This is a genomic window from Chryseobacterium sp. P1-3 (assembly GCF_000738495.1).
GTDB lineage: Bacteria > Bacteroidota > Bacteroidia > Flavobacteriales > Weeksellaceae > Chryseobacterium > Chryseobacterium gallinarum.
Map to the genome: position 1 here is coordinate 48,092 of NZ_JPEQ01000006.1, position 22,804 is coordinate 70,895.

At 37.1% G+C, this 22,804-nt stretch carries 22 protein-coding genes and 2 pseudogenes; 18 read left to right on the top strand and 6 right to left on the bottom strand.

Translation table 11 applies throughout. The annotated features are described in order from the left end of the window. Positions 1 to 73: 73 nt before the first annotated feature. The 6 genes from HX13_RS08295 to clpB form a co-directional block, all read right to left on the bottom strand. Positions 74 to 715: a response regulator transcription factor gene (locus HX13_RS08295; protein WP_050020703.1), complete on the bottom strand. Its 642-nt coding sequence runs from the start codon at positions 713 to 715 to the stop codon at positions 74 to 76. Continuing rightward, entirely contained in the window at positions 712 to 1,443 is a 732-nt protein-coding gene (locus tag HX13_RS08300; RefSeq protein WP_238555174.1) for a sensor histidine kinase, read from the bottom strand. Before HX13_RS08300 ends, HX13_RS08295 begins: the two co-directional genes overlap by 4 nt. A 33-nt stretch (positions 1,444 to 1,476) precedes the next feature. Next, entirely contained in the window at positions 1,477 to 2,121 is a 645-nt protein-coding gene (locus HX13_RS08305; protein WP_050020704.1) for a hypothetical protein, read from the bottom strand. 18 nt (positions 2,122 to 2,139) lie between these two features. Further along, entirely contained in the window at positions 2,140 to 2,574 is a 435-nt protein-coding gene (locus HX13_RS08310) for a hypothetical protein (protein WP_238555175.1), read from the bottom strand. Positions 2,575 to 2,881: 307 nt separating this feature from the next. Further along, complete coding sequence (locus HX13_RS22450; protein ID WP_156173266.1) at positions 2,882 to 3,034, bottom strand: hypothetical protein; 153 nt, start codon at positions 3,032 to 3,034, stop codon at positions 2,882 to 2,884. A 150-nt stretch (positions 3,035 to 3,184) separates the two neighbouring features. Beyond that, the gene (gene clpB / locus HX13_RS08315) at positions 3,185 to 5,776 is read right to left on the bottom strand and encodes an ATP-dependent chaperone ClpB (protein ID WP_050020706.1); all 2,592 of its coding nucleotides are present in this window, start codon (positions 5,774 to 5,776) and stop codon (positions 3,185 to 3,187) included. 369 nt (positions 5,777 to 6,145) lie between these two features. Between clpB and HX13_RS08320 the strand changes: the two genes are divergently transcribed. The 18 genes and pseudogenes from HX13_RS08320 to HX13_RS08410 all read left to right on the top strand — a co-directional run bounded on the left by HX13_RS08320 (position 6,146) and on the right by HX13_RS08410 (position 22,768). Further along, a complete protein-coding gene (locus HX13_RS08320) occupies positions 6,146 to 6,721 on the top strand; it encodes a TetR/AcrR family transcriptional regulator (RefSeq protein WP_050020707.1) in 576 nt (191 codons plus the stop codon). Positions 6,722 to 6,868: 147 nt separating this feature from the next. Beyond that, complete coding sequence (locus HX13_RS08325; RefSeq protein ID WP_050020708.1) at positions 6,869 to 8,185, top strand: phenylacetate--CoA ligase family protein; 1,317 nt, start codon at positions 6,869 to 6,871, stop codon at positions 8,183 to 8,185. After that, the gene (locus tag HX13_RS08330; RefSeq protein WP_050020709.1) at positions 8,185 to 9,270 is read left to right on the top strand and encodes a 2Fe-2S iron-sulfur cluster-binding protein; all 1,086 of its coding nucleotides are present in this window, start codon (positions 8,185 to 8,187) and stop codon (positions 9,268 to 9,270) included. Before HX13_RS08325 ends, HX13_RS08330 begins: the two co-directional genes overlap by 1 nt. Before the next feature lie 93 nt (positions 9,271 to 9,363). Next, positions 9,364 to 10,302, top strand: a complete 939-nt coding sequence (gene paaA / locus HX13_RS08335; RefSeq protein ID WP_050020710.1) for a 1,2-phenylacetyl-CoA epoxidase subunit PaaA — start codon at positions 9,364 to 9,366, stop codon at positions 10,300 to 10,302. 93 nt (positions 10,303 to 10,395) lie between these two features. Next, the gene (paaB, locus tag HX13_RS08340; protein ID WP_002981782.1) at positions 10,396 to 10,677 is read left to right on the top strand and encodes a 1,2-phenylacetyl-CoA epoxidase subunit PaaB; all 282 of its coding nucleotides are present in this window, start codon (positions 10,396 to 10,398) and stop codon (positions 10,675 to 10,677) included. A gap of 81 nt (positions 10,678 to 10,758) precedes the next feature. Further along, positions 10,759 to 11,508 carry a 1,2-phenylacetyl-CoA epoxidase subunit PaaC gene (gene paaC / locus HX13_RS08345; protein ID WP_050020711.1) on the top strand — a complete coding sequence of 250 codons (750 nt, stop codon included), beginning with the start codon at positions 10,759 to 10,761 and terminating at the stop codon, positions 11,506 to 11,508. 160 nt (positions 11,509 to 11,668) lie between these two features. Continuing rightward, a pseudogene (gene paaD, locus HX13_RS08350) lies at positions 11,669 to 12,135 on the top strand (1,2-phenylacetyl-CoA epoxidase subunit PaaD). Positions 12,136 to 12,290: 155 nt separating this feature from the next. After that, positions 12,291 to 13,091, top strand: coding sequence for an enoyl-CoA hydratase/isomerase family protein (locus HX13_RS08355; protein ID WP_050020712.1), 801 nt, complete (start codon positions 12,291 to 12,293; stop codon positions 13,089 to 13,091). Positions 13,092 to 13,210: 119 nt separating this feature from the next. Then, positions 13,211 to 14,342 (top strand): annotated as a pseudogene (locus HX13_RS08360) (3-hydroxyacyl-CoA dehydrogenase NAD-binding domain-containing protein). A gap of 97 nt (positions 14,343 to 14,439) precedes the next feature. Beyond that, on the top strand, positions 14,440 to 14,670 hold the full coding sequence (locus HX13_RS08365; RefSeq protein WP_050020713.1) for a hypothetical protein: 231 nt from the start codon (positions 14,440 to 14,442) through the stop codon (positions 14,668 to 14,670). Between the two features lie 84 nt (positions 14,671 to 14,754). Then, entirely contained in the window at positions 14,755 to 15,168 is a 414-nt protein-coding gene (locus tag HX13_RS08370; RefSeq protein ID WP_050020714.1) for a PaaI family thioesterase, read from the top strand. Positions 15,169 to 15,196: 28 nt separating this feature from the next. Then, a complete protein-coding gene (locus HX13_RS08375) occupies positions 15,197 to 15,892 on the top strand; it encodes a DUF6624 domain-containing protein (protein ID WP_050020715.1) in 696 nt (231 codons plus the stop codon). 50 nt (positions 15,893 to 15,942) lie between these two features. Beyond that, positions 15,943 to 17,148 (top strand): 3-oxoadipyl-CoA thiolase, encoded by a 1,206-nt coding sequence (pcaF, locus tag HX13_RS08380; RefSeq protein WP_050020716.1) that lies wholly within the window; start codon positions 15,943 to 15,945, stop codon positions 17,146 to 17,148. 96 nt (positions 17,149 to 17,244) lie between these two features. Further along, the gene (locus HX13_RS08385) at positions 17,245 to 17,838 is read left to right on the top strand and encodes a transferase hexapeptide repeat family protein (protein ID WP_050020717.1); all 594 of its coding nucleotides are present in this window, start codon (positions 17,245 to 17,247) and stop codon (positions 17,836 to 17,838) included. A gap of 76 nt (positions 17,839 to 17,914) precedes the next feature. Next, a complete protein-coding gene (locus HX13_RS08390; protein WP_050020718.1) occupies positions 17,915 to 18,493 on the top strand; it encodes a transposase in 579 nt (192 codons plus the stop codon). A 69-nt stretch (positions 18,494 to 18,562) separates the two neighbouring features. Continuing rightward, a complete protein-coding gene (locus tag HX13_RS08395; RefSeq protein ID WP_050020719.1) occupies positions 18,563 to 19,390 on the top strand; it encodes an alpha/beta hydrolase in 828 nt (275 codons plus the stop codon). Positions 19,391 to 19,509: 119 nt separating this feature from the next. Further along, positions 19,510 to 22,005, top strand: a complete 2,496-nt coding sequence (gene paaZ, locus HX13_RS08400; protein WP_050020720.1) for a phenylacetic acid degradation bifunctional protein PaaZ — start codon at positions 19,510 to 19,512, stop codon at positions 22,003 to 22,005. A 274-nt stretch (positions 22,006 to 22,279) separates the two neighbouring features. After that, positions 22,280 to 22,768 carry an SMI1/KNR4 family protein gene (locus HX13_RS08410; RefSeq protein ID WP_202962913.1) on the top strand — a complete coding sequence of 163 codons (489 nt, stop codon included), beginning with the start codon at positions 22,280 to 22,282 and terminating at the stop codon, positions 22,766 to 22,768. The last annotated feature ends 36 nt before the right edge of the window (positions 22,769 to 22,804 follow it).

A 22,804-nucleotide genomic window follows, 5' to 3' on the forward strand; every position in this document is an offset into this window, starting at 1 on the left:
ATTGCTAATTGATTTTTTAATTTAAATAATTAACATATTATGTGCTTTATTAGAATGATTTAAATTTATTAGGTTAATTGGCAAAACCATTTTTAATGGCAAAAACAGCCAGGCCTACACGGGTTTTTAAATCCAGCTTATCACAGAGCTGGTCGCGGTAGCTCTCTACTGTTCTCGGGCTGCAGCACATCCGGTCTGCAATTTCCTTATAGCTGAGCTCGGTGACTGTATATTTAAGGAACTCTTTTTCCCGTTCAGAAATTTTTACGGTATTTTCAGATTCCTGTTCTTTGTTCAGATTGGATAAAATAATTTTTGAAGCCCAATCCGGATAAAAGAAGCCATCGGAGTTTAATCCTGTGAGGGCAGTTTCCAGTTCTTTCGGATGTGTGTTTTTAAGAAGATATCCTTTTGCGCCGTTTTTGATCATTTTGATGACACTGCTGTCATCACCCTGCATACTCAGCGCCATAACCTTAATTCTCGGATGATTTTTTGCAAGCCATGAAGCTGTTTCGAAACCATCCATAATGGGCATACTGATATCTAAAAGAATAATGTCCGGAATTTTCTCGCCCTCTTCAAATTTCTGAATCAGGTCTTTTCCGTTTTCACATACATAAATGACTTCGAAATCATGAAAGTTATCAATGATTCCTTCCAGTGCTTTAGCGATAAGTACGTGATCGTCTACAATGACTATTGTTTTTTTCATGCTTGTTTTTTTAAAATAATATGGAGTGCCGTTCCGATGTTTTCCTTGCTCTCAAGTTTAAAATCGGCACCGATAATTTCGGCTCTGTTTTTCATATTGGTAAGACCTATTCCGCCGGATGTTATTTTATCCTCATCGAAACCGATCCCATCATCTTTAATTTTAAGTTCCCAAAGAATATCTTCAGAGGTATTCAGGGTAATGGAAATATTCCTGCATTGGGAATGTTTTATACTGTTCTGAATAAATTCCTGGGTAATTCTCAGGAGTACATTTTTATGGACAAAGTCAAGGTCCAACTGTTTAAAGTTATGTTCAAAACTTACTTTGCATTTTTTAAAAGAGTTGGTATTGTCTGCTTCCTCCTGGATTAAAGTTACAATTTCCTTTTGGTTGATATTATCATCCGTTAATGTTTTTGAAAGGCTTCTTAAATCCTGCAATGATTGGTTGATAATTTGAGAAACCTGATCTATTCTTTCATTTACTTCCGGTACTTTGTTTTCATAAAGCATTTGTTGAACGTAAAGGCTTACCAGTGTAAGCTTTTGGCCGATATTATCATGAAGTTCACGCCCGATCTGCTGCATGGTGGCCTGCTGGATTTCTAACTGGGTAGCCAGAAGCTCTCTTTGATGAATCTCATTTTTCATCTCGATTTCATTCAGGTATTCTTTTTTACGCTGCCTGTAGTTTCTGATATAGATCACCACTGCAACGACAAACATTACAAAAAAAAATATTGAATAAAATAATAACGATTAAGAGCTCTGTTTTCCCCATATAAATGAACTTGCAAATAAAATATACATCACAATACCTGAAATCAGAAAATAGTCAAAATAGATATTCCAGATTTCCAAATGCTTTCTTAATGGAGAATAAAGTGCAAAAAAAGGAAGCGTTCCAATATAAGACAGCGTTACTCCCAGATTGATATAAAACATTCTGTTTCTGCCAAAATTAAGAATCTCCTGTGAAGTAATTTGTTTGTAATATTCCATCACAATAAGAAGCATTAAAATAAGGCAACCGAAGGTGTAATTAAAAGCAAAAACTATTTTACTACCCGAAAAATACAATTCGTTAGGGATGAAGGAAAGCAGGTAAATAGCTGATAAGATGAAAAAAAGTTTTGGCTTTTTTAAAGACTTTGCAGCATATAACCAGTAGAAAAAAATAAATTGGATAGGCATTACAAAGTAGTTGTAATATTGGGCTTTTGAAAAATAGGTGAAGTTTCCCCATCTGCCAAAAGCTTCACAAAGAAAAATAAGGATTAAATAAAACACAAAAAACTTCCAGTATTGTTTTTTGATACGATTATAATGAAAAAGGGCGATAAAGGCGGCTAGTCCTTCTACCCACAGCATGCTTCTGCTTATAAATTCCTGAAAATCAGTCATGTTTTATAGAGGTCATTGTTAAAATAGTTCAACTATGGAGTCTTGAGGAGGTATTAGTTGCCCACTATTTTCTCCGATACCAATATCGTCAGAATCGTCGAGGCCACGGGACTTTTGTGTCATAGCCATTACTTCTCCATTGCCGGATAACGGGTTGAAATCATAATGAAGGCTTTCACCTGTTTCGCTTGTTCTTTTTAATGTAGGTATCATCACTAACGTATGTTTTTCAGCATATTCTCTGTCAACAGGATGGGTAGCCATAATGTCCCAGTTCTCAGCTTTCGGATAGGCGGCATAGTAAAACCTGATCCCTAAGTCTTCTTCTGTAGTTTCGGGATTTATTTTGCCGGCTTCTTCTTCTATCATAGATATGAATCTCTTAAGTTTGGGCAGATCAAACCATATAGAATGGGCATCATCTATTCCCATGCTGTTTTTGATAGCGCTCATGTGGTTTTGACGGTAATTTCCGACAAGATTTCGGATAAGTGTATTGGACATGGTCCCCGGACGAAGAGGATCGCGGTCGTGAGTAGATTCTTTTTTCATAACTTAACTGTTTATAAGGAATATATTAGTTGATTTGCAAATTTCGCAAAAAAATGCATTAGAAAATACATTAAAAAATGGGGAATTATACTGTTTCTTTTCCGGGTTTTTACGGATTGTGTAACAACTGTAAAAAGAATACATTTTCAACCTTATAAAAATGTAGCAATCAATGAAAAAAACCGGAGAATTTCTCCGGTTTACTGTTTTACACACATGGGTATTTGTTCTTATCCCTGCAGACATAGTCTATTGTACAACACAATCCTGCGGGGCAGTTCATATTTTCGTCACACATGATAATCGCTGAGGTAATACCACCACTGATTTTTTTCAATTCATTTCTTTTTAGCTTTTTCATAATAATTTGTTTTTTTAGTTAATAATTTATAAGTCAATAAATATAATATTATTTCACTATATTTTGATAATTAATTAAAAAAAATAAGTGCTGCAGAGGAATCCACAGCACTTACTTACAAAAATAATGTATATGAAAAAAAACTATTTATTATTCAGTAGGTCGGAAAACCAAACCTGTTTCATCAAAATAATCTAAAGTGATTCTGTCGCCATCATTCACTTTTCCTGCGAGAATCTCACGGGATAATTTATTCAGGACATCTTGCTGGATTACCCTTTTTAAAGGTCTTGCCCCAAATACAGGGTCATAGCCTTTTTCCATCAGGTAGTCTACAGCGTCCTGGGTGAACGTCATGATGATATTTCGTTTAGCCAGCATATCGTTGAATCCCCTTAATTGGTATTGAACAATTTTTCCGATTTCTTTTTTTCTTAAAGGCTGGAACAGTACAATTTCATCAATTCTGTTCAGGAATTCGGGACGTAAAGTTTGTTTCAACAAATCAAAAACTTCTTCCTTCGTTTTATCAACAATTTCATCCTGGTTGGCATCAGTGATATTTTCAAAATTCTCCTGAATCAGATGAGATCCCAGATTGGAAGTCATGATGATAATTGAATTTTTAAAATTTACCACACGGCCTTTATTATCTGTCAGACGTCCGTCATCCAATACCTGAAGTAAAGTGTTGAATACATCCGGATGGGCTTTTTCAATCTCATCCAAAAGAACAACGGAATAAGGTCTTCTTCTTACCGCTTCAGTCAATTGTCCGCCTTCATCATATCCAACATATCCCGGAGGCGCTCCTACCAGCCTTGAAACACTGTGACGTTCCTGGTATTCACTCATATCGATTCTGGTCATATTGTTTTCATCATCAAATAAAAACTCTGCCAATGCCTTTGCCAGCTCGGTTTTACCTACCCCTGTTGTTCCCAGGAATAAGAAAGATCCGATAGGCTTTTTATCGTCACTTAATCCGGCTCTGTTTCTTCTGATTGCATCGGCTACAGCCTGGATGGCTTCATCTTGTCCTACTACCCTGTGGTGAAGTTCAGACTCCAGATTTAATAATTTCTCTCTTTCAGATTGCAGTAACTTGGTAACAGGAATGCCTGTCCATTTGGCAATCACTTCAGAAATATTTTCGGCAGTAACCTCTTCTTTGATCAGCTCATTCTGGTGGTTCTGCATTTCAAGCTCCACTTTACTCAGTTCTTCTTCTTTTTCGCGAAGTTTTCCATACTGGATTTCCGCTACTTTAGCATAATCACCGGCTCTGGAAGCCCGTTCTGCTTCAAGTTTCAGAGACTCAATTTCTTTTTTGATCTGGGTAAGGTCTTCGCTTTTTTGTTTTTCTTTCAGCCATTTAGCATTGATTTCGTTCCTTTGCTCGGAAATCTTGGCAATATCTTCTTTTAAATGATCTATTTTGGTTTGATTGCCCTCTCTTGAAATGGCAGCCAATTCAATTTCCATTTGCATAAGCTTTCTGTCTAAAACATCCAGCTCTTCAGGCTTTGAATTGATTTCCATTCTCAATTTTGCAGAAGCCTCATCAATAAGGTCAATGGCTTTATCCGGTAAAAACCTGTCGGAGATATATCTTTGAGACATTTCTACAGCAGCAATGATAGCTTCATCCTTAATTCGTACCTTATGGTGGGCTTCGTATTTATCTTTGATTCCACGAAGAATGGAGATGGCAGATTCTGTATCCGGCTCTTCTACCATTACTTTCTGGAAACGTCTTTCCAACGCTTTATCTTTTTCAAAATATTTTTGGTATTCATTCAGAGTGGTAGCCCCGATTGCTCTCAGTTCACCTCTCGCTAAAGCAGGCTTCAGAATATTAGCCGCATCCATCGCTCCTTCACCTCCTCCGGCACCTACTAAAGTATGAATTTCATCAATGAAAAGGATAATTTGCCCGTCAGATTTGATAACTTCATTTACAACGGATTTTAAACGCTCCTCAAATTCACCTTTATATTTTGCTCCCGCAATCAAAGCTCCCATATCCAATGAATATAATGTTTTATCCATCAGGTTTTCTGGGACGTCTCCACTGATGATCCTGTGGGCAATTCCTTCCGCAATGGCCGTTTTACCTACACCCGGTTCCCCGATGAGGATAGGGTTGTTTTTGGTCCTTCTGGAAAGAATCTGTAACACTCTTCTGATTTCTTCATCCCGTCCGATTACCGGATCCAGCTTTCCTTCTGCTGCTAGCTCGTTAAAGTTTTTAGCGTATTTGTTCAAAGACTGATACGTTTCTTCAGAACTTGCAGAGGTTGCTTTACTTCCTTTCCTTAATTCCTTAATAGCTCCTTCCAGTAAATTTTTCGTAACGCCCATGTCCTTCAACATTTTCGATACCTCCGAACTGGTTTCTAAAAGGGACAGCCATAAGTGTTCAATGGTTACGAATTCATCACCCATTTTCTTGGCGATATTCGGGGCATCCAGCAAAACTTTATTGGCAGATTGTGAGAGATAGATATTTCCTCCCTGTACTTTGGGAAGTTTTTCTATACTTTCCCGGTTGCGTTCCCTTACCAGGCTGGCATCAGCTTCAGATTTTTTTAACAGGAAGGGAGATATATTTTCATCTACCTGGAAGATACCTTCAAGGAGATGTTGAGGCTCGATACTTTGATTACCAAATTCCATAGCAACCTGTTGAGCTGCCTGGATGGCTTCTTGTGATTTTACGGTATATTGGTTTAAATTCATATTCTATATATTTTTTGTAATGATTCGTTTTTAAAATGGAGTGGTAAAAACATCAAGAAACTAAATTCTGAGGCTTAGTTTCTTAATGCCATCAATTATTTAATCATTTATTCGATGACTGTATCGCAAAAATTGTTCAATTATTAAATTTACAAAAAAATAAGACAAAATTTCCGAATTTACTATTTTTAACGTAAAATTAACTTGACAAATTTTCCGGTTCTTGATCATTTTCTTGGAAATTCATGAACAATAGTCAGTCTGAGCAGGAATACAGGGGAAACAAAACCCACAACCAATGAATTCGCTTAAAGACGACGTTAAATTTCAGATTTTTATTTTAGAATAATTACTTTTGCATTTTACCAGATGGAACTTAAAGAAAAACAAAAGAAAATATTAGACGTAGCCGTTGAGCTTTTTAAAGAAAAAGGCTATATGGGAAGTTCGGTAAGGGATTTGGCTACAAAACTCAATATCAAGGCAGCCTCATTATATGCACACATCCGTTCAAAGGAAGAAATTCTGGAATGGATATGTTTTGGCATTGCACAGGATTTTTTTGAAAAGCTTCAGGAGGTAAAAAATACCCCTATTAATCCTAAAGAAAAACTCAACTTATTTCTGGATAAGCATCTATCCGTGGTTCTCCAAAACCGCGATGTGACGCATATCTATTCTAATGAATGGAAGCATCTGGAAGAAAGACTTCCTGAATTTGTGGAACTAAGAAAAAATTACCAGCAGGAAGTAGAATCTCTGATTTCAGAAATCTATAAAGCGGAGAACTGGGAACTGAAATCGCCATCTTTTACCACGAGATTCATTCTTCATACTTTAAATAATTCGTACTTCTGGTTCAAAAGAAGCAGTGACTCTACCGATGAAATAACGGATGAAATAAGAAATAAGATTCTTTTTGGTCTGCTGGGAAATCAGAAATAGTATTATAACTTAATAATTTTTTCAACCTTTCTCTTTTAATTCTGGCTTAATTATTTAGAATCAGTCAAAATATGACGAAAGTCATAAAAATTTTGCCAGCTTCCAAAATCTTTTTAAATTTACACCTAACAAATGTTAGTTAGTTTTATGGATTTTTCAGTTGAATATCTGAAGCTGGATCAGTTGAGACAGCTTCAAACCGACCGGCTGATCAGTTTGATCGGTTATTTGGGGGAAGCGTCGGAGTTTTATAAAAGAAAATTTAATGAATCAGGAATATCTCCGCAAGATATAAGGTCGATTGAAGATATCACGAAACTTCCGATTACTTACAAACAGGATTTGAGGGAAAATTACCCGTTCGGTCTATTTACGGTTCCTAAAAGTGAACTTCAGAGAATTCATTGCTCAAGTGGGACAACAGGAAAGCCAACGGTAGTAGGATATACAAAAGAAGATGTGGAGCTTTTCAGCGAAGTCGTGGCAAGGTCTTTACATGCTGCAGGAGCCAGGCCGGGGATGCAATTGCACAATGCCTACGGTTACGGCATTTTCACAGGAGGGTTGGGTTTACACTACGGAGCAGAGAAACTGGGGATGAGTGTTCTTCCTATTTCAGGAGGCATGACGGCAAGGCAGGTGGATTTGATCATAGATTTTAAACCTGAAGTTATCTGTTGTTCGCCTTCTTATGCACTTACTATTGCGGATGAATTTGCCAGGAGAGGAATTTCGGCAGGCGATATCAGTCTGAAATATGCTGTGCTGGGATCAGAGCCCTGGACGGAGATCATCAGAAGCCATATTGAAGAAAGGCTGGGAGTTCATGCAACAAATATTTACGGCTTAAGTGAAATTATAGGACCAGGAGTTTCAATGGAAGATTTTGAAGAAAAAGGAGGAGCTTATATCTGGGAAGATCATTTTTATCCTGAAATCTTAAATCCGGTAACCAAAAAACCGGTGCCTTTCGGAGAAGAAGGGGTATTGGTAATAACAACGCTGACGAAAAAAGCAATGCCGCTTTTGCGATATTGGACAAACGATATTACAAGCCTTTACTATGACGAAAAAGGCAAAAGAACTATGGTGAAAATGAAGCCTGTCATTGGACGGGCAGATGACATGCTGATTGTAAGAGGAGTAAATGTCTATCCGAGCCAGATAGAAGAAGCTTTTTCCCATGTAAAGGGAGTAGTTCCTAATTATTATCTGACTCCTGTTGAAAAGGAACATATGTGTGTGGCATTGGATATCGATGTGGAAGTTGATGATGATTTTGTAAAAGACCAAAAATTAAAAGTCAATACCGATGATTATTTTAATTTTGTAGGAAGCTTTGGAAAAACAATAGAAAACGAAATAAAAAAACGGGTAGGAATCACCACAAAAGTAAATATTCATACACAGGACAGTTTACCCAAGTGTGAAGGTGGGAAAATTAATAGAATACTAAAAAAATAATGAATTCATTTTATAAACTTAAAACAGTTAAAGTTCAGAAAGATACTCCGGATGCAGTAAACGTAGCGGTAGAAATTCCTGAAGAGCTGAAAGATAAGTTCAGGTTCAAACAGGGGCAGTACCTCAATTTCCGGATGATGATCAACGGTAATGAAGAAAGACGGTCATACTCAATCTGTAATGCTCCAAGTGAAAAAAGCAATACCCTGGAAGTGCTGGTAAAGTTACTGGAAGGAGGAAAGGTATCAGGATATTTTAATGAGCATCTTCATATGGATGAGATGCTGGAAGTAATGCCTCCGATGGGTGGTTTCAATACCTCTTATCATCCTACCAACGTAAAAACCTATGTGGGGCTGGCAGCAGGAAGCGGTATTACTCCGGTATTGTCAAACATTAAAGAAAGCCTTTATCAGGAGCCTAACAGTAATGCTTATCTGTTTTACAGCAACAGAAGTATGAACCATGTTTTAAGAAAAGCTGAAATTGATAAACTGGTAGAGCAGTTTAACGGAAGGCTTAAAGTTGTATACCTGGTAAGCCGTGAAAAACATGAAGACCCGGTTTTTGAAGGGAGAATCTCTCCTGAAAAACTGGATCAGCTGTTTGAAAGATATTCCGATATTGATGTCAGAGAAGCTACTTATTTTATCTGTGGGCCGGCAGAAATGATTAAAGGAATTGCAGATTATCTGAAAAAAGATAAAAAAGTTCCTGCTATTCAGGTTTTATTTGAATATTTCACGGCTCCTGATGAGGAAAATACGGAAGAAATGAGTGACGAATTCAAAGCGATTGCCAATATCGAAAGTATGGTAACAGTAATCATTGATGATGATGAATATTCATTCCACCTTAATTCTAAAAAAGAGAGTATCTTAGATAAAGCATTGAAAGACCAGCTTCCGGTTCCTTTCGCATGTAAAGGAGGCGTTTGCTGTACGTGTAAAGCACAGGTTTTGGAAGGGGAAGTATTTATGGAGAAAAACTATGCGCTTACCGAAGATGAAGTAGCCAGAGGCTATGTTCTTACCTGTCAATGTCACCCGACAACGAATGTGGTGATGCTTAATTATGATGTTTAAAAAATTAATGTAATAATGTAACAATGTAACAATTTACCAGTGTAATAATCATTGGTACATTGCTAGACTGATACATTGTAAAATTGAAAGATTATGGACTTAGAAAAATTTGTTCAATACGTTCACGAAGAAAATAAAGTAGAGCCGAAAGATGTAATGCCAGATGATTACAGAAAACTATTGGTTCGCCAGATTTCACAGCATGCCCATTCTGAAATTGTAGGAATGCTGCCGGAAGCCAACTGGATCTCCAGGGCACCCTCATTGAGAAGAAAAATGGCACTTTTGGCTAAAGTTCAGGATGAGGCAGGACATGGCTTATACCTTTATTCTGCTACTGAAACATTAGGAGACGGAAGCATCAGAGCAGACAGAGATGCTACTTACGATGATATGCTGGAAGGAAAAGCAAAATATTCAAGTATCTTCAATTATCCTACTTTAAGCTGGGCTGATATCGGCGCCATCGGTTGGTTGGTTGACGGAGCAGCAATTATGAATCAGGTAATGCTGATGGGGAATTCTTATGGCCCTTATTCAAGAGCAATGGTAAAAATCTGTAAAGAAGAATCATTCCACCAGAGACAAGGATATGAAATCCTGATGGCCCTTTGCCGTGGAACCAAGCAACAGAAAGAAATGGCCCAGGCAGCATTAAACCGTTTCTGGTGGCCGGCCTTAATGATGTTCGGACCTAATGACGACAGTTCTCCAAATTCTAAAATTTCTATGAACTACAGGGTAAAAAGAGAAAGTAACGATAGCCTTCGTCAGCGATTCATTGATGTTACTGTACCTCAGGCTGAATTCTTAGGGCTGACTATTCCGGATAAAGATCTGAAATGGAATGAAGAAAGACAGCATTATGATTTCGGGGAACTTCCATGGGATGAATTTATGGAAATCCTAAAAGGAAACGGACCTTGTAATAAAAAACGTATCGAAACTAAACGAAAAGCGCAAAGAGAAAATTCCTGGGTAAAAGAAGCAGCGATTGCTTTTGCAAAAAAACAACAAAAAGAAGTAATATAACAATATACCGATGTAAAAATGTAACAATCAATTGTTATGCTGAGCATCTCATTGATAAACTGGTACATTGATGCATTGTTAAATTAATTAGATATGGCAAATTTAGATATGTGGGAAGTGTTTATTCAGACTAAACCGGGATTATCTCACAAACATGTTGGAATTGTACAGGCGCCAACAGCAGAAATGGCTTTACAGAACGCCAGAGACGTGTATACAAGAAGAAAAGAAGGAACTTCTGTTTGGGTAGTTCCAAGTAAGTATATCGTGACTTCAGAAGGAGTGGATAAAGAAGCTTTCTTTGATCCGGCTGATGACAAACTATACCGTCATCCAACTTTCTACGAGATTCCAAACGATGTAAAAAATATGTAAAACAACTCATGGCTATCAGCTGCTCGCAATTTGCCTTTTAATTGCCAGAAGCCAGATGCCAGAAGCTAGAAGCTAAAAACAATGAACCCATTATATAATTATTTATTAAAACTAGCAGACGACAGTTTCATTATGGGACAGCGTTTGTCTGCGTGGTGTGGTGAAGGTCCTTATTTGGAGGAAGATATTGCATTAACAAACATCGCTTTGGATGAGCTTGGACAAGCGAATAACTTTTATGTGTATGCTTCAAGAGTTATTGATAATGGTAAAAGTGAAGATGATATTGCCTTCTTAAGATATGAACACGAATATGTAAATGCACACTGGACAGAGCTTCCAAATGAAGATTATGCTCAGACGATTCTTAAGGTTTATGTTTTCTCTGTGTATCAGAAACTGATGTATGAAGCATTATCAAATTCTGCAAATGAAGAATTGTCTGCTATTGCTCAAAAATCATTAAAGGAAGTAAGGTATCACTACACCCATGCTGCGTCATGGATGAAAATCTTTGCCCAGGGGACAGAAGAAAGCAAGTCACGCTTGGTAAAAGCTGTTGAGAACATCTGGGAATATACGAAAGGACTTTTTGCTAAAACAGAAGGTGAGGATAATCTGGTAGCTTTGAATATTGCTCCAAATGCAGATGCTCTTTATGAAGAATTCCTTGCTATTACAAAGAAAGATTTTGCAGACTTCGGTTTAGAATATCCTGAAAATCCGTTCATGCAGCCAAAATCAAGAACAGGATATCATACAGAATATTTCGGATATATTCTTTGTGAGCTTCAGTATATGCAGAGAGCGTACCCTGGATGTACCTGGTAGTCCATAGCAATGTAAGTTATCAATATAACAGCCTTAAAGTTGAGATGTTGATCAGCAGTTTTGTAAGCTTCGTTAGGTGAAGCACTTTTGTAAACTTAGAAACATTTAGCTTTCAAAAAAATCATAACGCACCTTGCGTTTAAAAAATTAGAAATAAAGATTGAAAGATCCTTTAGAAATATTAAAATTAGTTCCTGATCCGGAAATTCCGGTGATTAACATTGTAGAGTTGGGGATTGTAAGAGGAGCGCAAATCACAGGTGAAAACTCCTGCGAAGTGACGATTACTCCTACCTATTCCGCCTGTCCTGCCATGTTTACCATTGAGGAAGATATCATGAAGATCATGAAAGAAAATGGCTGGGAGGCTAAAGTAGTGACCAAAATGTTTCCGATATGGACAACAGACTGGTTAACAGACGAAGCAAGAGAAAAACTCAGGGCTTACGGAATTACGCCGACCTGAAAAAGGGGCCGATGAACACCATATCGGGAAACCGAAAAAAATGTCCGCGTTGTGGTTCTGAGCACACCAAACAGATCAGCAGATTTGGGTCTACCCTGTGTAAGGCCTCTTATCAATGCTTGGACTGTCTGGAACCTTTTGATTATTTTAAATGTCACTAAAATAAAGGTAACAATAAATCAAGTGCCTGTTTATTCATAAAGTTTACGGACTATGCAAAACATAACGATGTTATGGTTAGATTGTTAAATTGTTAGGCGGTTACATTGATTTATATTGTTAAATTAGTGCATTGTTAAATATAAATATAAAAACTATGTATACACAACTGGATATTGAATCGCATTTTGACGGGAAGCTTAAAATCGCATATCTTAATCAACCGGAAACGATGAATGCCCTTACAAAACCGGCCCTGTCGGATTTGAAAGATTTTATCAAAGAATGCAGTGATGATGAAACGGTAAGGTGCGTTGCCATCTCCGGAAGAGGAAGGGCCTTCTGTTCAGGGCAGAACCTGGATGAAGCATTCGTGGTAGGAAAAGAACACCATGATCATGATATTATCAGGAAAATTGTAGTAGATTATTACAATCCATTGGTAACAGAAATTACCCGTTGTAAAAAACCGGTTGTTGCTTTAGTGAATGGTCCTGCAGTAGGAGCAGGTGCAATGTTAGCCTTGATTTGTGACTTTGTATTGGCAAATAATAAAGCATACTTTTCCCAGGCATTTTCAAATATCGGACTGATTCCTGATACAGGAGGTACTTATTTTTTACCGAAACTTTTGGGAAGGCAATTGGCCAACTATTTAGCATTTACAGGAAAAAAATTATCAGCAGAAGAATCTAAATCCTACGGTCTTGTGGCGGAAGTTTTCAATGAAGAAGAATTCGGCCCGAAATCAATGGAGATTCTTGAAAAAATGGCTAATATGCCGACAGCTGCTATTAAATTAACGAAAAAAGCTTTTGCAAATTCTTATACCAATACCCTTAAGGAACAGTTGGAATTAGAAGGCGATCTTCAACAGGAAGCTGCAGAAACAGAAGACTTCATAGAAGGCGTAAACGCCTTTTTACAGAAAAGAAAACCTAATTATAAAGGAAAATAAAATTAATATAACAATTTAGCAATGTAACAATTTACCATAAATATGCTCCGGCAACATTCAATTTTTGATAAAATTGTTACATTGGTAAACTGATACATTGTTACATTACTTTTTTAACTATGAATATTGGAATTATTGGGGCAGGAACTATGGGCGTAGGAATTGCCCAGGTGGCTGCAACAGCAGGATGTAAGGTCGTTTTTATTCGACGCTAATGCTCCGCAAATAGATAAAGCTCTTTCAGGCTTGGAGAAAACCCTTCAAAAATTAGCTGAAAAAGGGAAAATATCCCAGGAAAAAGCAACAGAAATCAGAAGTAATATTGCTAAAGGTGAAGTATTGCAGGATTTAAAAGGCTCTGATTTAGTCATTGAAGCAATTATTGAAAATAAAGATATTAAAACCAAAGTTTTTACAGAACTTGAAACTTATGTTTCTGAAGACTGTATTATCGGTTCCAATACTTCATCCATTTCTATCACCTCCCTCGGGGCAGAATTAAAGAATCCGGAGCGTTTCATCGGAATTCATTTCTTTAACCCGGCTCCATTGATGCCTTTAGTGGAAATTATTCCATCCTTATTAACAGAAAAAACTTTAGCAGAAAAAATGTATAACCTCATGAAAGAATGGGGGAAAATGCCTGTCATTGCTAAAGATATTCCAGGATTCATCGTCAATAGAATTGCCCGTCCCTACTATGGTGAAGCATTAAGAATTGTGGAAGAAAATATTGCAACACCCCAACAGGTGGATGAGGCGATGAAAACATTAGGAAACTTTAAAATGGGGCCTTTTGAATTAATGGATTTAATAGGGGTAGATGTCAATTTTGCCGTAACAACTACGGTATATAAAGATTACTTCTATGACCCAAAATATAAACCTTCCTTATTGCAACAAAGAATGTCTGAAGCAAAACTTCATGGCAGAAAAACAGGGAAAGGTTTCTACGACTACAGTGAAGGAGCGGAAAAACCGGTTGCTCAGAAAGATGATGCATTATATGAGCAGATCTTTTTAAGAATTATATCAATGCTGATCAACGAAGCCGTTGAAGCCAAAAGACTAGGAGTTGCCAATGATGAAGACATCGAACTGGCGATGCAGAAAGGAGTCAACTACCCGAAAGGCTTATTAAGCTGGGGAAAAGAAATCGGGTATGCAAAAATCTCCGGGACTCTCCAAAACCTTTATGAAGAATATCAGGAAGAAAGATACAGACAAAGTCCTTTGCTTCGTAAATTATAATAAAATGTACCAATGTATCGGTTTACCAATATAACAATGCTGGGTTTACGAGAGCATTTATTGGTAAACTGGTAAACTGGTAAATTGTTACATTAAAATGAATATAGATGAATTCAGAGCTGAATTAGAAGTAAGACTTTTAATTGAGAAAGAGTATTTAATCCGGGAAGCTGTCACCATGAGAAGTCAGGAAAGGCTTGAGCTGTTAGGACAGTTTAATGAGAAATATAGAAAGCTGATCAAAAGATTAGCAGATGAAAGTGGGATTGATTTATATGCTCCTTTTGATAACAGCACTGAAAATTCAGATAAAAAAATTTTCATATGAACAGATAATCCTTGGTAAAACAATGAGCATTTATGACAAGTTATCTGATGAGCTGTATGAAGAAATAACAAACATATAACAGAAATGAATCCGAGACAAATAGCAGATTATATGTTCAATCAGGATTATTTTTCCCAATGGATGAATATTAAAATGATTGAGGTAAAAGAAAACTATTGTTTAATAGAAATGCCTATTAAAAAAGAAATGCTGAACGGGCTTAAAACCGTTCATGGCGGTGTTACATTTGCTTTTGCAGATTCTGCATTGGCATTTTCATCCAATAATACGGGAGATGCTGCAGTGGCGTTAAACTGTATCATCAATTTTACCAAAGCAGGAAAAGAAGGAGATATTTTCAGAGCCGAAAGTGTTTTGGAGAACGATACGAGAAAAACAGCAGTTTACGATATTAAAATAACCAATCAAAATAATGAACTGGTTGCAAAATTTGTCGGAACAGTTTACAAAATCGGGAAAAAAGTAACCGAATTATAAAACCAGAACCAAGCGCCAGACTAAAAGAATGAGAAAAATAGTTGCACTGCTTTTCGGGATTTCAACCCTTCTGATAAATGCCCAGCAGAAAGTAAACGAAGTATTGAAGAAAGATCTTGATGACATCATGAAGGTGGACCAGGGATACAGAATGCTTTTTGACTCCGAAATAACCCCGGAGAAAAAAGAACAGCTGTTGAAGGATCTCAATATTGATAAGGAGGAGTTTAAAAAGAAAAGTTGGCAATTGGTTGCAGAACATGATAGTCTAAACATGCAGAGAATTGAAAGTATTATTGCCCAATATGGCTATCCCGGAAAAACGCTTGTAGGGGAACCTACGAATAAGGCTGCCTGGTATGTAATCCAGCATTCAACGAAAATCGGAAAATATCTGCCTCTCATTAAGGAAGCTGGAAAAAAGAAAGAAATTCCTTTTACATGGGTTGCCATGATGGAAGACCGATATCTGATGCAGAAAGATAAAGAACAGATTTATGGAACACAGGGAAAAGGTGAAATAACAAAAGATCAGGACGGAAAGCAAGTTTTTGTCAATTTTGTATGGCCCGTAAAAGATCCCAAAAATGTTAATAAGAGAAGAAAAGAAGCAGGCTTCGATTCTACTATTGAAGAAAGTGCCAAAAGGATGTTCGGAAAGGACTTCAAGTACGTGCCTTATACTTTAAAACAAGCTTTAGAACTACGAAATATAAACAAATAATCTAGTATTGTTACACTGTTACATTGCTAAATTGTTACACTAAAATAATTATGAACAACGTATACATCATAGACTATGTCAGAACTCCCATTTCAAAACTACAGGGAGGATTATCAGAAGTAAGGGCAGATGATTTGGCGGCTATTGTTATCAAAGAAGTGGTAGCAAGAAACCCTGAAATCCCTGTTGAGGAAATTGAAGATGTGATCTTTGGCTGTGCTAATCAGGCCGGTGAAGATAACAGGAACGTAGCAAGAATGGGGCTTTTATTGGCAGGACTCCCTTATAAAATAGGGGGCGAGACGGTAAACAGGCTTTGTGCATCAGGAATGTCTGCAGTAGCAAACGCATTCCGCTCCATTGCTGCCGGAGAAGGTGAAATTTATATTGCCGGAGGAGTAGAACATATGACGCGGTCTCCATACGTAATGTCTAAACCAAGTGTTGCTTTTGGAAGAGACAGCCAGATGTATGATACCACTTTCGGATGGCGTTTTATTAACCCAAAAATGAAAGAAATGTATGGTGTTGACGGAATGGGTGAAACCGCAGAAAACTTAGCAGATATTCATCAGATCAACAGGGAAGATCAGGATAAGTTTGCCCTTTGGTCTCAGCAGAAAGCTACCAGGGCTCAGGAAAGCGGAAGGCTGGCGGAAGAAATTGTAAAAGTTGAAATTCCTCAAAGAAAAGGAGATCCTATTATTTTCGAAAAGGATGAATTTATCAAGCCAACTTCATCTATGGAAGGTTTATCAAAACTTCGTCCGGCTTTCAGAAAAGAAGGTACGGTCACTGCAGGGAACGCTTCAGGAATGAATGACGGGGCTGCTGCTTTGATTTTAGCAAGTGAAGAAGCAGTGAAGAAATATGGTTTAAAACCAAAAGCCAGAATTTTAGGTTCTTCCGTAGCAGGAGTAGAGCCGAGGATTATGGGAATTGGTCCGGTAGAAGCCACTCAAAAGCTTTTAAAAAGGTTAAACCTTTCTCTTGATGATATGGATATTATTGAATTAAACGAAGCATTTGCTGCGCAAGCTTTGGCTGTAACAAGAAGCTTAGGTTTAAAAGACGATGATGCAAGAATAAATCCAAATGGTGGTGCCATTGCTATTGGTCACCCACTGGGAGTTTCCGGAGCAAGAATCATTGGTTCTGCAGCGATGGAGCTTCAGAAACAGGATAAAAAATATGCATTGTGTACCCTGTGTATCGGTGTCGGACAAGGATATGCAATGGTCATTGAAAAAGTATAATCAATTTGAAAATGAGGTAATTTGAGAATCTGAAAATGTTTAACGGCATTATTCATTTTCAAATTATTCCATTCTCAGATTTTCAAATTAAAAAATATGAACATCTACTCATACCACGGAATTCGCCCCATTATCAAATCTTCTGCCTATATTCATCCGCAGGCGGTGATTATCGGGAATGTGGAAATTGGTGAAGAAGTATATATCGGCCCCAACGCGGTAATCCGTGGGGATTGGGGGAAAATCATCATTAAAGACGGAGCCAACGTTCAGGAAAATTGTACCCTCCATGTTTTTCCCAATATAGAAACGATTTTAGAAGAATCTGCTCATATCGGGCATGGAGCGATTATCCATTCCGGACATATTGGAAAAAACTGCTTAATCGGAATGAATGCAGTGGTAATGGATAAAGCCTATATTGGTGACGAAAGTATTGTCGGAGCTTTAGCTTTTGTGCCTGCCAACTTTAGATGTGATCCCAGAAAACTGATTGTTGGAAGCCCTGCAAAAATTATCCGTGATGTTTCTGATGAAATGATTCATTGGAAAACCGAAGGAACAAAATTGTATCAGGAACTGGCAAGGGAAGGAAAAGAAGCCATTTTACCTTGTGAGCCATTTACCGAATATATTCAGCAGATTCCTACAAAAATTGTGGATTACAGTATCTGGGATGATGTGAAATAAAGATCTCCATCTAAACCTCATAGGTTTTTAAAACCTATGAGGTTTGAATATTAAAACACACAAATGAAGAAAATAAATGTCAAATACAGAAAGCTTTGAATATGGCTATATATATCATATTTATACTCATGCAAATGGAAAAGATTTAATTTTTCGGGAAAATGAAAATTATAAATATTTTTTAAGTAAGCTTTTAAAATACATCATTCCAGTAGCTGAAATATATGCGTATTGTTTAATGCCGAATCATTTTCATCTGTTAATAAGGTTTAAAGAGTCAAACCAAACATTGGCGGAGGATGAGCATAAATATTTAATGAAACAATTTAGTAATTTATTAAATGGTTATGCAAAAGCATATAATAAGAAATACAATAGAAAAGGTTCTCTTTTTTTGGATTATTTAAAGCGTAAAAGAGTGGACGATGAAAAGTATTTGATTAAATTATTTCATTATATCCACAATAATCCTGTAAATCATGGATTTGTTAAAGATATTAATGACTGGAAATATTCATCTTATCATTCTTATATTAATTTGGCTAAAGAAAGTAAAATTGAAAGAAAACAAATGATGACCTATTTTGATACAATAAACGATTTTGTGGAATATCATAAATCAAATGTTGAATATGATTTTCTAACAATAGGATAGAGTTCAATTCAAACCTCATAGGTTTCCAAAACCTATGAGGTTTTGAAAAGACGATTAATTAAGAAAAGTATGATTAAAAAACTAATTATTTTCTGCAGTATTCTCTTTGCATTTCAATCTATGGTTTTTGCCCAGATCGGAAATGTAAAGTCTTTGAACATCGGAGAAATAAGAACTATCAGATCCAAAACTTTAAATGAAGAAAGAACATTAAATATTTATCTCCCTCAAGGATTTGATAAAACAAAATCATACCCGGTGATCTATTTATTGGATGGAAGTATGAATGAAGATTTTATTCACATCACAGGATTGGTACAGTTCTTTAATCTAATGTATTCCATGCCGGAAACCATTGTTGTGGGCATTGCCAATGTAGACAGAAAAAGGGATTTTACTTTTCATACGGATTTAAAAGATTTACAGAAAAATTATCCTACAACAGGACATTCTGGTAAATTTATTACTTTCCTTGAAAAAGAGTTAAAACCTTATATTGCAAGCCAGTTTAAAACCGGAGATGAATACCTTTTCGGTCAGTCTTTGGGAGGACTTTTGGCAACAGAGATTCTTTTGAAGAAACCGGAAATGTTCAATAATTATTTTATTATCAGTCCAAGCTTATGGTGGGATAATGAGAGCTTGCTGAAACAGGCCGGGCAATTGCTGTCCAAATCTCAGGATACTAAAAAATTCGTTTATGTTTCTGTTGGAAAAGGAGAACCTCCGGTAATGATCAAAGATGCGGAAGCTTTATATGATGTTTTGATAAAAACAGGAAAGAAAAACTGGACGGTAGAATATAAAATGATGGAAACAGATAATCATGCAACCATTCTTCACAGAAGTTTGTATGAGGGACTGATGAAAATGTTTCCCTATCAGGAACCGAAATAATTAATAAGTGTAACAATATACCAATGTTAAGTGTAACAATTATCCGTCAACTGAAGTAAAGCGAAGAATCTCAGTATTGGTAAACTGTTAGATTGATACATTGCTAAATTAAATATTTTATGGAAAAACTAAAAAACTATATCTACGGACAATGGGTAGAAGGTACCGGAAACGGAATCCCTTTGTACAATGCTGTTACAGGAGAGCAGGTAGCCGTTTCGGATACAGAAGGACTTAATTTTGAACAGGCTCTTGACTACGGAAGAACGGTAGGCTATAAAAACCTCTCGTCCATGACTTTCTATGACCGTGGGGAAATGCTGAAAAAAGTAGCACTTTACCTGTTGGAAAGGAAGAAAAAATATTATGAATTGTCATATAAAACAGGGGCTACCCATGTAGATTCCTGGGTAGACATTGAAGGAGGTTTCGGAACCTTCTTTACCTATTCTGGGCTGGCAAAAAGAATGTTGCCCAATACTCCGTTTTGGGTAGATGGTGATACGCAGAAAATTTCTGCCAACGGAACTTTTTTGGGAACCCATATTTTAACACCAAGTGAAGGTGTTTCCATACAGATTAATGCCTACAACTTTCCGGTTTGGGGAATGCTGGAGAAACTATCCACATCATTGTTGGCAGGGGTACCATCCATTGTAAAACCTTCTCCATTCGGGTCTTATCTCACCAATGCCGTTTTCCAGGATATGATAGAAAGCGGAATTTTACCTGAAGGAGCCATTCAGCTGGTGTGTGGTGAGCCGGGAAATATTCTTGAATATGTTCAGGATGGAGATTCTGTGTTGTTTACAGGTTCGGCAGCCACCGGAAGAAAATTAAAATCCCTTCCATCCATTGCCGGAAATGCAGTTCGTTTCAATATGGAAGCAGACTCTTTAAACTGCTCAATCCTGGGACTGGATGCCAAACCGGGAACACCGGAATTTGATTTGTTTATCAAAGAAGTCCGTAATGAAATGACCACTAAAGCGGGGCAAAAGTGTACAGCTATCAGAAGGATCATCGTCCCTGAGCATCTGGTTGGTGATGTTCAAAACGCTTTGTCCAAAGCGTTAGATCAGACTAAGATCGGAAATCCGTTAAACAGGGAAACCAGAATGGGGTCTTTGGTCGGAAGACAACAATATGAAGAAGTGGTAAGAAAAGTAAACATATTAAAAGCTGAAACAGAGCTTGTATATGACGGAAAACACGAACTGATAGATGCAGATTATGAAAAAGGTGCATTTATGAGTCCGAAGTTATTCCTGAATGACAAGCCTTTTGAAAAAAATATCTCTCATGATGTAGAAGCTTTCGGACCGGTTTCCACCCTGATGCCATATAAAGATGCGGAAGAAGCTGCTGCCCTGGCAAAAAGAGGAAAAGGAAGCCTGGTAGGATCTATTATTTCTCATGACGAAAACTTTATCGCAGAAACATCATGGAAAATGGCATCCCAGCACGGAAGAATTTTTGTGCTAAACAGAGATAGTGCCAAAGAAAGTACGGGGCATGGTTCTCCGCTTCCTACCTTAATGCATGGTGGTCCCGGCAGAGCTGGAGGAGGTGAAGAAATGGGAGGACTGAACGGACTTCACTTCTTCTTACAAAAAACAGCTATCCAGGGATCTCCGGATGTACTGAAAGCAATCACTAAGATCTACCAGCCTGGTGCAGAGAAAAAATTCTCAGACAAACATCCTTTCCGGAAGTATTTTGAAGAAGTGGAAATAGGAGATTCTTTGGAAACAGCAGGAAGAACTGTTACCGAAGCTGATATTGTCAATTTTTCCAACGTTTCATGGGATCATTTCTATGCTCATACTGATGCTACAAGTTTAACAGGAACTATTTTTGATAAAACAGTAGCTCATGGATATTTCATCCTTTCTGCCGCCGCCGGATTATTTGTTTCCGGTAAAAAAGGACCTGTTATTGCCAATTATGGGTTGGAAGAATGTAGTTTCTTCAAACCTGTATATGCAGGAGATACAATCACGGTTTATTTAACAGCAAAAGAAAAAATCAACAGAGGGGTAAAAGGAAGGAACATTCCATCAGGAGTTGTAAAATGGTTGGTTGAAGTTGTTAATCAAAGAGATGAGATCGTTTGTGTGGCTACCATTTTAACATTAGTGGCCAAGCAATCTCCTTTTATTGATCTGAATGTGAAAAATGTTCAGAAAATATTGAATGGATTAACAGAAAACACTCCTGCATTATGGGGAAAAATGTCTCCACAACAAATGATTGAACATCTTGACCAGGCATTATTGGTAAGTTTGGGAGAACCTGAAGCAGAAAAATGTTTCACTCCTGAAGAACATCTTGAAAAATGGCAGGACTCTTTATATAACCACAGAAAAATGCCAAAAGATTTTACCGCTCCATTCTTGCCACAAGATGGATCTCTTCCTGAACCCGCCCATAAAAACCTGGAAGCAGCAAAGCAATCATTCCTGGATAACCTGAAAAGATTTGTAATCTATTACAAAGAAAATCCAGAAGCTGAACACATGAACTTTGTGTTTGGAAAACTGAATAAAGAAATGTGGGAACTGATGCATAAGAAACACTTCACCCATCACTTTGAACAGTTTGGGTTGATTTAATCCAAAATAAAATATAAAATTTATAGTCCCTTTCAGTAAAGCTAAAAGGGACTTTTTGATTAACCATAAACCATGTCAAGGTTCAAAACCTTGACATGGTTTGGAAACTTAAGGAAAGGATAAATTACTAAATAAAGCTGTAAATATGATGAACGAATTCTTTTTTTTCTTCCAAAAAAACTACCTTTAACATTCTCAATACCCATGTCAAGGTTCAAAACCTTAACATGGGTATTGAGCCCCAAACCTCCCTTCTTTAATGAAACAAAGTATTATGGAATTACAATTTTTCAAAGACTTCGATTTTACAGATTTTTGGTATGAAAGTACTTATTCTCAAAGAGATTATATCGAAGAATTTCCAGATGATGAAATAATCACCTCGGTGGAGGAAGAGTTAGGCTATAAACTTCCTGCTTCTTATATTGAATTGATGAGGATTCAAAATGGAGGATTGGTAGAAAAAAATTGTTTCCCGACCGCAGAGGGAACTTCATGGGCTCATGACCATGTAGCTATTACCGGAATTATGGGCATTGGAAGGCAAAAAACGTATTCTATTTGTGGGGAACTCGGGAGCCGGTTTATGATTGAAAAGTGGGGATATCCGGATGATGGAATTTATATTTGTGATTGTCCGTCTGCAGGACACGATATGATCTTGCTGGATTATTCTAAATGCGGGAAAGATGGTGAGCCGGAAGTAGTTCATGTTGATCAGGAATATGATTATAAAAAAAACTTTTCTTGCCAAAGACTTTGAAACATTTATTAAAGGCTTAACTACTGATGATGATTT

What these genes read in the sequence shown, in the direction of transcription:
- clpB (WP_050020706.1), bottom strand. Translation starts at nt 5,776, where the DNA reads ATGAATTTAAACCAATATACCGTAAAATCACAAGAAGCCATCCAGGCA.
- paaB (WP_002981782.1), top strand. Translation starts at nt 10,396, where the DNA reads ATGGCAAATTTAGATATGTGGGAAGTGTTTATTCAGACTAAACCGGGA.
- HX13_RS08310 (WP_238555175.1), bottom strand. Translation starts at nt 2,574, where the DNA reads ATGAGCGCTATCAAAAACAGCATGGGAATAGATGATGCCCATTCTATA.
- HX13_RS08300 (WP_238555174.1), bottom strand. Translation starts at nt 1,443, where the DNA reads ATGTTTGTCGTTGCAGTGGTGATCTATATCAGAAACTACAGGCAGCGT.
- paaA (WP_050020710.1), top strand. Translation starts at nt 9,364, where the DNA reads ATGGACTTAGAAAAATTTGTTCAATACGTTCACGAAGAAAATAAAGTA.
- paaZ (WP_050020720.1), top strand. Translation starts at nt 19,510, where the DNA reads ATGGAAAAACTAAAAAACTATATCTACGGACAATGGGTAGAAGGTACC.
- HX13_RS08325 (WP_050020708.1), top strand. Translation starts at nt 6,869, where the DNA reads ATGGATTTTTCAGTTGAATATCTGAAGCTGGATCAGTTGAGACAGCTT.
- HX13_RS08395 (WP_050020719.1), top strand. Translation starts at nt 18,563, where the DNA reads ATGATTAAAAAACTAATTATTTTCTGCAGTATTCTCTTTGCATTTCAA.
- HX13_RS08305 (WP_050020704.1), bottom strand. Translation starts at nt 2,121, where the DNA reads ATGACTGATTTTCAGGAATTTATAAGCAGAAGCATGCTGTGGGTAGAA.
- HX13_RS08355 (WP_050020712.1), top strand. Translation starts at nt 12,291, where the DNA reads ATGTATACACAACTGGATATTGAATCGCATTTTGACGGGAAGCTTAAA.
- HX13_RS22450 (WP_156173266.1), bottom strand. Translation starts at nt 3,034, where the DNA reads ATGAAAAAGCTAAAAAGAAATGAATTGAAAAAAATCAGTGGTGGTATT.
- HX13_RS08410 (WP_202962913.1), top strand. Translation starts at nt 22,280, where the DNA reads ATGGAATTACAATTTTTCAAAGACTTCGATTTTACAGATTTTTGGTAT.
- HX13_RS08295 (WP_050020703.1), bottom strand. Translation starts at nt 715, where the DNA reads ATGAAAAAAACAATAGTCATTGTAGACGATCACGTACTTATCGCTAAA.
- HX13_RS08390 (WP_050020718.1), top strand. Translation starts at nt 17,915, where the DNA reads ATGTCAAATACAGAAAGCTTTGAATATGGCTATATATATCATATTTAT.
- HX13_RS08330 (WP_050020709.1), top strand. Translation starts at nt 8,185, where the DNA reads ATGAATTCATTTTATAAACTTAAAACAGTTAAAGTTCAGAAAGATACT.
- pcaF (WP_050020716.1), top strand. Translation starts at nt 15,943, where the DNA reads ATGAACAACGTATACATCATAGACTATGTCAGAACTCCCATTTCAAAA.
- paaC (WP_050020711.1), top strand. Translation starts at nt 10,759, where the DNA reads ATGAACCCATTATATAATTATTTATTAAAACTAGCAGACGACAGTTTC.
- HX13_RS08320 (WP_050020707.1), top strand. Translation starts at nt 6,146, where the DNA reads ATGGAACTTAAAGAAAAACAAAAGAAAATATTAGACGTAGCCGTTGAG.
- HX13_RS08365 (WP_050020713.1), top strand. Translation starts at nt 14,440, where the DNA reads ATGAATATAGATGAATTCAGAGCTGAATTAGAAGTAAGACTTTTAATT.
- HX13_RS08370 (WP_050020714.1), top strand. Translation starts at nt 14,755, where the DNA reads ATGAATCCGAGACAAATAGCAGATTATATGTTCAATCAGGATTATTTT.
- HX13_RS08375 (WP_050020715.1), top strand. Translation starts at nt 15,197, where the DNA reads ATGAGAAAAATAGTTGCACTGCTTTTCGGGATTTCAACCCTTCTGATA.
- HX13_RS08385 (WP_050020717.1), top strand. Translation starts at nt 17,245, where the DNA reads ATGAACATCTACTCATACCACGGAATTCGCCCCATTATCAAATCTTCT.